General features: G+C 64.1%; 10 protein-coding genes. 9 read left to right on the forward strand and 1 reads right to left on the reverse strand.

From position 1 onward, the window contains the following. Positions 1-154: 154 nt before the first annotated feature. Positions 155-1,027, reverse strand: coding sequence for a helix-turn-helix transcriptional regulator (locus D7325_RS15085; protein ID WP_120997031.1), 873 nt, complete (start codon positions 1,025-1,027; stop codon positions 155-157). A gap of 375 nt (positions 1,028-1,402) precedes the next feature. Here D7325_RS15085 and D7325_RS15090 point away from each other — a divergent pair, with 375 nt between their 5' ends. The 9 genes from D7325_RS15090 to D7325_RS15130 all read left to right on the forward strand — a co-directional run. Beyond that, complete coding sequence (locus D7325_RS15090) at positions 1,403-1,618, forward strand: DUF3509 domain-containing protein (protein WP_120997033.1); 216 nt, start codon at positions 1,403-1,405, stop codon at positions 1,616-1,618. Positions 1,619-1,841: 223 nt separating this feature from the next. Beyond that, complete coding sequence (lepA, locus tag D7325_RS15095; protein ID WP_120997035.1) at positions 1,842-3,641, forward strand: translation elongation factor 4; 1,800 nt, start codon at positions 1,842-1,844, stop codon at positions 3,639-3,641. A gap of 1 nt (position 3,642) precedes the next feature. Continuing rightward, on the forward strand, positions 3,643-4,497 hold the full coding sequence (lepB, locus tag D7325_RS15100; RefSeq protein ID WP_120997037.1) for a signal peptidase I: 855 nt from the start codon (positions 3,643-3,645) through the stop codon (positions 4,495-4,497). 88 nt (positions 4,498-4,585) lie between these two features. After that, positions 4,586-4,963, forward strand: a complete 378-nt coding sequence (locus tag D7325_RS15105; RefSeq protein ID WP_120997039.1) for a DUF4845 domain-containing protein — start codon at positions 4,586-4,588, stop codon at positions 4,961-4,963. Further along, positions 4,960-5,649, forward strand: a complete 690-nt coding sequence (gene rnc / locus D7325_RS15110) for a ribonuclease III (RefSeq protein ID WP_120997041.1) — start codon at positions 4,960-4,962, stop codon at positions 5,647-5,649. The genes D7325_RS15105 and rnc overlap by 4 nt, the downstream gene beginning before the upstream one ends. A gap of 45 nt (positions 5,650-5,694) precedes the next feature. After that, on the forward strand, positions 5,695-6,594 hold the full coding sequence (era, locus tag D7325_RS15115; protein ID WP_120997043.1) for a GTPase Era: 900 nt from the start codon (positions 5,695-5,697) through the stop codon (positions 6,592-6,594). Between the two features lie 44 nt (positions 6,595-6,638). Then, on the forward strand, positions 6,639-7,322 hold the full coding sequence (gene recO, locus D7325_RS15120; protein ID WP_120997045.1) for a DNA repair protein RecO: 684 nt from the start codon (positions 6,639-6,641) through the stop codon (positions 7,320-7,322). A 31-nt stretch (positions 7,323-7,353) separates the two neighbouring features. Beyond that, positions 7,354-8,100, forward strand: a complete 747-nt coding sequence (pdxJ, locus tag D7325_RS15125) for a pyridoxine 5'-phosphate synthase (protein WP_120997047.1) — start codon at positions 7,354-7,356, stop codon at positions 8,098-8,100. 215 nt (positions 8,101-8,315) lie between these two features. After that, the coding region (locus D7325_RS15130; RefSeq protein ID WP_425452318.1) for a sodium:solute symporter family transporter at positions 8,316-8,860 on the forward strand (545 nt) is incomplete at its 3' end.

Below are 8,860 nucleotides of genomic sequence, written 5' to 3' on the forward strand. Positions count from 1 at the left end.
GAAGCTGTTGGCTGTCTGCTCTGGTGTGAGTGCCCCAGGCTTCCCTCGGCGCGACCTGCAGGTTGCGCCGAGGCCCCGCACCTGTCCCATTCGCGAGCAAGCTCGCTCCTACGGGGTGTCACGGAGCCGCTGTGCGCGGCACGCAGTTCTCCCCTCACGAGTACAACCACCCCTTCAGCGCCTGCAGGTTGCCCACCTGCAACTGTTGCGCGACGGCATTGGCCTGAACCGTGTTCGGATCGATCCCGAAGCGCTGCAGCACGTACTGCACCAGCGCTCCGCGCGTCTCGACCGGCAGTTGGCCGTCGATCATGCCGTAATCGACTTCGATGATCGCCCGCTGCGCCGCGCTCAGGCGGGCGTCGGGTTCGATCAGCACGGTTACCGGCGTGTTCCAGGCGTCGTCCTGTTCGCGGGTGTTGTCGCTCTGGTCCATCAGGTCAGGCTCGCCGCGGAAGCGGCTGAGGACGAAATCGCGAAAGCCGCGGTTCTTTTCGCAGTAGGCGCGCACGTGCCAGCGGATGCCGGTAAAGATCAGCGTATGTGGCGCCATCACGCGGATCTCGACCTCGGGATTGGCCAGCGATACATATTCGGCCTCCAGCCGCCGCCCCTCGCGACAGGCTTGCAGGATGGGCCGCAGCACCTCGGGACGGATGCTGCGATCCGGTAGCCGAAGCACCTCGGTATGCGCGTACGCAAGCGCGAGGCCCTCGATGTGAGGGGCGCGTTCGCGGTTCTGGTCCAGCAGATGCAGATAGGCACTGGCGCTGCCATCGATGAACAGCGGCTGGAAGTCCGGCCCCGGCTTGTAGCCTTTCAGCCGCCGGTCGTATGTAAGGTTATTGGGCGCATGCTCGTTGAGGTAGGTGTTGATGTCCTTCGAGGCCTGCTGGCGGCTGATCCCGAAGCTCTGCGTGAGATGCCCGGTGGTGAGCCGGCCTTCCCACCAGGCGATGGTCTCGATCAGTCGATAGCGAAGGGCGAGGTCCCACCGGACATGGGCAACCGATTGCGTCCGTTTCATCGTGTCTCGATCTGTTCCAAAAGTTGACAGGGGTCTGTCGGGCCTGTGGACGTGTCGTGTGAAGCTACATATGTTGAGGAGGTCTTTCAAGCCACCACCCGACGAGGTAGTTCCTCATGACGCTCCTGCTCAATGCCTTCATGCTGTCTTCCTTCGCCCTGGTCGCAATGGGATTGCTGGCCTGGCTCGCCTATGCCGAGGCCGAGATGCGCGGCCGGCGCTGAGGCGTTGGTCGGCGGGTGCGGCGGCGCTTCCGACCTAACAGGTGATCCGCAGCGTGACAAGCGCAAGCCGAACGGTGCATTTCCGACAAGCGGCAGGAATCTCCCAAGGCTCCGAACGGTCTTTCTGTCAGGTCTTTTCGCAGAGCCAGGTATGAAAACCCTTTCCCGCCACCTCGCCGACAACTTCACCTCGCAGTACCGCACGCGCGTCGAGCCGCAGGACGATGGCAACCTGGTGGTGCGCGTCTGCTACCCGATCAACGGCACCGAGACCACGCGGCTGGTCAGCGACCGCCAGGCACGCAACGAGATGCTGATCGAGACCTTGCTCGAAGATATCCGCAACGAGCTCTCGCGTAGCCGCTGAGTCATTCCGGTTCTGCCCTGCGCCAGCCGGCGTCCGCAACGCCGCCCTTCGGTTTTAGGTTTCCCTATCCCGACATCCCGCTCGGACCGGCGCACTACGCTATGCATTGGCACCGTCTTCGGTCGGCTGGCCGGCTCCAGCATTTATCTGCCAAGCGCATTCGGGTAAACTCACCGGCTATTTTTGGCGGGCAATCGGCCGGCCGTTCTTCGAGTGTTGAGCTGTGAGTGACCTGAGTCATATCCGCAATTTCTCCATCATCGCGCACATCGACCACGGCAAATCGACCCTTGCCGACCGCTTCATCCAGATGTGCGGTGGCCTATCTGAGCGGGAGATGGAAGCCCAGGTGCTCGACTCGATGGACCTCGAGCGCGAGCGCGGCATCACCATCAAGGCGCACAGCGTCACGCTGTATTACACCGCCCGCAACGGCCAGACCTACCAGCTGAATTTCATCGACACGCCCGGGCACGTCGACTTCACTTATGAAGTAAGCCGCTCGCTGGCGGCCTGCGAGGGCGCTTTGCTGGTGGTGGATGCGGGCCAGGGCGTCGAGGCGCAGTCGGTCGCCAACTGCTACACCGCCATCGAGCAGGGCCTGGAAGTGATGCCGGTGCTCAACAAGATGGACCTGCCGCAGGCCGAGCCCGAGCGGGTCAAGGAAGAGATCGAGCACATCATCGGTATCGATGCGACGGACGCGGTGCAGTGCAGCGCCAAGAGCGGCCTCGGCGTCGAGGATGTGCTGGAGCGGCTGGTCGCGGTGATTCCGCCCCCGCAGGGCAACATCGAAGCGCCGTTGCAGGCACTGATCATCGATTCCTGGTTCGACAACTACCTCGGCGTCGTCTCGCTGGTGCGGGTGCGTCACGGGCGGATCAAGAAGGGCGACAAGGTCCTGGTCAAATCGACCGGCAAGGTGCACCAGGTCGACAGCGTCGGCGTATTCAACCCGAAGCACACCACGACCGAAGACCTCAAGGCCGGTGAGGTGGGCTTCATCGTCGCCGGCATCAAAGACATTCACGGCGCGCCCGTCGGCGACACCCTGACCCTGGCGTCGACGCCTGACGTGGAGATGCTGCCAGGCTTCCAGCGGATCAAGCCGCAGGTCTACGCGGGGCTGTTCCCGGTCAGCTCGGACGACTTCGAGGACTTCCGCGAAGCCTTGCAGAAGCTGACTCTCAACGATGCCGCCCTCCAGTACGAGCCGGAAAGCTCCGACGCGCTGGGCTTTGGCTTTCGCATCGGCTTCCTCGGCATGCTCCACATGGAGATCATCCAGGAGCGGCTCGAGCGCGAGTACGACCTCGACCTCATCACCACGGCACCGACCGTGGTCTTCGAGGTGGTGCTGAAGAACGGCGAGGTCCGCTACGTCGACAACCCGTCGAAGCTGCCCGACCTGGCCTCGATCGACGAGATGCGCGAGCCGATCGTCCAGGCGAACATCCTGGTGCCGCAGGACCACCTGGGCAGCGTCATCACGCTGTGCATCGAAAAGCGTGGCGTGCAGCGCGACATGCAGTTCCTCGGTTCCCAGGTGCAGGTGCGCTACGACCTGCCGATGAACGAGGTGGTCCTCGACTTCTTCGACCGGCTGAAGTCCGTCAGCCGTGGCTACGCCTCGCTGGACTACAGCTTCGACCGTTTCCAGGCGGCCAACCTGGTTCGGCTCGACGTGCTGATCAACGGTGAGAAGGTCGATGCCTTGGCGCTCATCGTTCATCGCGACAATGCCCATCACAAGGGGCGTGCGCTGACCGAGAAGATGAAGGAACTGATCCCGCGGCAGATGTTCGACGTGGCCATCCAGGCCGCGATCGGTGGCCAGATCGTGGCGCGAACCACGGTCAAGGCGCTGCGCAAGAACGTCCTGGCCAAGTGCTACGGCGGCGACGTCAGCCGTAAGCGCAAGCTGCTCGAGAAGCAAAAGGCGGGCAAGAAGCGGATGAAGCAGGTCGGCAGCGTGGAAATCCCACAGGAAGCCTTCCTGGCCGTGCTGAAGGTGGATAGCTGATATGTCGATCAATTTCCCGCTGCTGCTGGTCATCGCCGTGGCCGTCTGTGGCGCCCTGTCGCTGTTCGACCTGCTGGTGCTCGCGCCGCGTCGTCGCGCGGCGGTCGCCGCCTATGAGGGCCGCGTCGGGACGGTCGATCCGACGACGCTCGAGGAGCTGAACAAGGAGCCGCTGCTCGTCGAGTACGGCAAGTCCTTCTTCCCGGTGCTGGCCATCGTGCTGGTGCTGCGTTCGTTCCTGGTCGAGCCCTTCCAGATTCCTTCCGGCTCGATGCGCCCGACCCTCGAAGTCGGCGATTTCATCCTGGTCAACAAGTTCGCCTACGGCATCCGGCTTCCGGTGGTAGACACCAAGATCATCGACGTCGGCGACCCCGAGCGCGGCGACGTCATGGTGTTCCGCTATCCGAGCGACCCCAACATCAACTACATCAAGCGGGTGGTGGGCCTGCCGGGCGACACCGTTCGCTACACCGGCGACAAGCGCCTGTACATCAATGGCGAGCTGGTGGCAGAGAAACTCCTCGGCGAAGAACCGGGCAGCCTCGGTAGCGCCAGGATCTACCGGGAGCAGCTGGGTGAGGTGGAGCACCTGATCCGCAAGGAGATGAACCGCTTGCGCATCGAGCCTGACCGCGAATGGCACGTTCCGGAAGGCCATTACTTCATGATGGGCGACAACCGGGACAACTCCAACGACAGCCGCTACTGGGACGACCCGGACATTGCGCTGGAATTTCGCGGCATGGTTCCGGATGGCAACATCGTGGGCAAGGCCTTCGCCGTCTGGATGAGCTGGCCCGATCCGAAGCTCGACAACCTCCCGAATTTCTCACGGGTCGGTCTTATTCACTAAGCTGTGACAGACGCCCTGACGGCGTGGGGCCTCTCGCTATAGTGGCGAGGCCCCGCTCCGTGGGTATCGATCGATACAGAGGTTCGCTATGACGTTTGCCGGCTCCCAGAAAGGGATGTCCATGCTCGGCTGGATCGTTGTCCTGGCGCTGGTTGCGTTCGCCGCCAGCACGGCGTTCAAAATGCTGCCGCACTACATGGATTTCATGTCGATGGAGAAGATCATCAGCTCCGTCGAGACCGAGCCTGGACTCGAGATCCGCAGCGTTCGCGATTTCTACAGCCACGTCAGCAAGGGCATGCAGGTCAATGGCATTCGCGATCTCGATCTGGAGAAAGCCCTTGACGTCCAGCTCGAGGATGGCCGGTTCGTGGCGCGTCTGCATTACGAGCGTCGTGAGCCGCTGATTCGCAACCTCGACCTGGTCGCCAACTTCGATAAAGAATTTCGTCTAAGGACTCCGTGAGCAACTCGCTGGCCCGACTCGAGCGCAGGCTCGGATATCAATTCAAGAACCAGGAGCTGATGCTGCTGGCGCTGACGCACCGCAGCTTTGCCGGGCGCAACAACGAGCGCCTCGAATTTCTCGGCGACGCGATCCTCAACTTCGTGGCGGGCGAGGCGCTGTTCAACCATTTCCCGCAGGCGCGCGAAGGCCAGCTGTCCCGGCTGCGCGCCCGGCTCGTCAAGGGCGAAACCCTGGCGCAGCTCGCACGGGGGTTCGAGCTTGGCGACTATCTGCGGCTCGGCTCGGGCGAGCTCAAGAGCGGCGGCTACCGCCGCGAATCCATCCTGGCTGACGCGCTCGAGGCGCTGATCGGCGCCATCTACCTCGATGGCGGGATCGAGGCCGCACGTGAACGCGTGCTCGCCTGGCTGGATGACCATCTGCAAGGGTTGACGCTGGTCGATACCAACAAGGACCCGAAAACCCGGCTTCAGGAATTCCTCCAGTCGCGCAGTTGCGAGCTGCCGCGCTACGAGGTGATCGATATTCAGGGCGAGCCGCACTGCCGGACGTTTTTCGTCGCCTGCGAAGTGGCCTTGCTGAACGACAAGACGCACGGCCAGGGCGCCAGCCGCCGTATCGCCGAGCAGGTGGCGGCCGCCGGCGCGCTGGTTGCGCTCGGCGTCGAGAACGGTCACGAATAGCGCCTTGCCGGCCCAACCCACTGCATGATCCGAGGGTGTGCACTTATGAGTACTTCCAACAGCCGCTGTGGCTATGTGGCCATCGTCGGCCGGCCGAACGTTGGCAAGTCGACCTTGCTGAATCACATCCTCGGCCAGAAATTGGCCATCACCTCGCGCAAGCCGCAGACCACCCGCCACAACATGCTCGGCATCAAGACCGAGGGCGAGGTGCAAGCCGTGTACGTCGACACGCCCGGGCTGCATGCCGGTGGCGAAACGGCGCTCAATCGCTACATGAACCGTACGGCTTCCTCGGCGCTGAAGGACGTCGACGTGGTGATCTTCGTGGTCGACCGCAACCGCTGGACCGATGAGGACCAGCTGGTGCTCGATCGCGTCAAGTACGTCAGCGGCCCGCTGATCATCGCGGTGAACAAGACCGATCGTCTCGAGGACAAGGCCGAGCTGCTGCCGCACCTCGAGTGGCTGGCGGAGCAGTTGCCGAATGCCGAGATCGTGCCGATTTCCGCGCAGCAGGCGCGCAACCTCGACGTGCTCGAGCGCCTCGTCGCCGAGCGACTGCCCGAAGGCGAGCATTTCTTCCCCGAAGACCAGATCACCGACCGCAGCAGCCGATTCCTCGCCGCCGAGCTGGTGCGCGAGAAGATCATGCGCCAGCTCGGGGCCGAGTTGCCGTACCAGATCACCGTCGAGATCGAAGATTTCAAGCAGGAGGGGCGGGTGCTGCATATCCATGCGCTCATCCTCGTCGAGCGCGACGGTCAGAAGAAAATCATCATCGGCGACAAGGGCGAGCGGATAAAACGCATCGGCCAGGAAGCGCGCAAGGACATGGAAGTGCTGTTCGACTCCAAGGTCATGCTTCACCTGTGGGTCAAGGTCAAAGGCGGTTGGTCGGACGACGAGCGCGCACTGCACTCGCTCGGCTATCGCGACAACTGACAGCGGCCGGTCGGCCTCTGTAATGAGCCACCGGACCATCAACCATGGCTGACCTGGCCTTCGTTCTTCACAGCCGCGCCTACCGTGAAACCAGCGCACTGGTCGATCTGTTCACCCCGCAGGGCCGGACCCGCGCGGTGCTGCGCGGCGCACGCGGAAAGGCGGGCAGCCTCGCCCGCCCGTTCGTACCGCTGGAATTCGAGCTGCGCGGCCGCAGCGACCTGAAGAGCATCGCCCGGCTGGAGCCGGCGGGGCTGGCCTACTGGCTGGAAGGTGCGTCGTTGTTTGGCGGGCTCTACCTCAACGAATTGCTGATCCGTTTGTTGCCCGCCGAGGACGCCCATCCGGATCTGTTCGATCATTACGCCGCGACCCTGCCGGCACTGGCCGAGAAACGTCCGCTCGAGCCGCTGCTGCGCGCGTTCGAGTGGCGGCTGCTCTGTGAACTGGGCTACGGTTTCCCGCTCGAGGTGGACGTCCACGGCCGCCCGATCATGCCGGCGCAGCGTTATCGACTTAGCCCCGAGGCCGGCTTCGAGGCGGTGGAGACGATGCAGCCGGGGCTGTTCAGCGGCGCGGACATCCAGTCGATGGCGGCTGCGGACTGGGACGCGCCGGGTGCCCTGATGGCAGCCAAGCGGCTGATGCGTCAGGCGCTTGCGCCGCACCTGGGCGACCGGCCGCTGGTCAGCCGCGAACTGTTCATGGGTAGCGTGCCGCCTCGCTGAGCGCTACGCCCGATCAACGAAGGAGAACGATATGTCCGAGCGTCACCGAATCCTGCTGGGTGTGAACATTGATCATGTCGCGACGCTTCGTCAGGCTCGTGGCACGCGCTATCCCGATCCGCTGAAGGCCGCGCTGGACGCCGAGGAAGCCGGCGCCGACGGCATCACGCTGCATCTGCGCGAGGACCGGCGGCACATCCAGGATCGCGACGTGCGGCTGATCAAGGAAGCGCTTCAGACCCGGATGAATTTCGAGATGGGCGTGACCGAGGCCATGCTCCAGTTCGCCGAAAACCTGCGGCCGGAGCACGTTTGCCTGGTGCCGGAAACGCGCCAGGAACTGACCACCGAAGGCGGGCTGGACGTCGCCAGCCAGGAAGCGCGGATCCGTGGCGCCGTCGAACGCCTGGCGGGTGTCGGCGCCGAAGTGTCGCTGTTCATCGACGCCGACCCGCGCCAGATCGAGGCGGCCAGTCGTGTCGGTGCGCCGGCGATCGAGCTTCACACCGGCCGCTATGCCGATGCCCAGGGGCCGGCCGAGGCGCTGCTGGAGCTGGCGCGGATTCGTGATGGCGTCGCCTGCGCACTCGATCACGGGCTGATCGTCAACGCCGGTCACGGCTTGCATTACCACAACGTCGAGCCGGTGGCGGCGCTGCGTGGCATCAACGAGCTGAACATTGGCCATGCGATCGTGGCCCATGCGCTGTTCGTCGGTTTCCAGCAGGCGGTCAAGCAGATGAAGCACCTGATCGTAACGGCCGCGGCGCGCGGCTGATCCGCAGGGCGCGCGTTTCCTTGTAAGCGCCGACATCGTTCCCGTTCCCGGCCGAACTCCTCCGTTTTGCCGAAAATGGCGCCGTCGCTGGCAAACGGCTATCCTCTCGCCCCGCAACGGGTCGCCTGTGACGGCACGCCCGTGGAGCAGGCCAAGAGCCCTTCTGCGAGCCGGGGCGGGGGCGATCCCCGCGCCTCACTTACAAGGAAAACAACATGAACTTCTCACCCACTGCCATCACCTTCGTCCTGTACATCGGGGCGATGCTGCTGATCGGTTTCATCGCCTACCGCGCCACCAAGAACTTCGACGACTACATCCTCGGCGGGCGCAGCCTCGGCAGCCTGGTCACCGCGCTGTCGGCCGGTGCCTCGGACATGAGCGGCTGGCTGCTGATGGGCCTGCCGGGCGCGATTTTCGTCGCCGGGCTGTCGGAGAGCTGGATCGCCATCGGCCTGATCATCGGCGCCTGGCTGAACTGGCTGTTCGTCGCCGGGCGCCTGCGCGTGCACACCGAGCACAACCACAACGCGCTGACCCTGCCGGACTACTTCTCGCACCGCTTCGAGGATGACAGCCGCCTGCTGCGCATCTTCTCGGCGCTGGTGATCCTGGTGTTCTTCACCATCTACTGCGCCTCGGGCGTGGTGGCCGGTGCGCGGCTGTTCGAGAGCACCTTCGGCGTGCCCTACGACCTGGCGCTGTGGATCGGCGCGGCGGCGACCATCCTCTACGTATTCGTCGGCGGCTTCCTCGCGGT

It is taken from the genome of Stutzerimonas urumqiensis (assembly GCF_003640395.1).
Classification (GTDB): Bacteria; Pseudomonadota; Gammaproteobacteria; order Pseudomonadales; family Pseudomonadaceae; genus Stutzerimonas; species Stutzerimonas urumqiensis.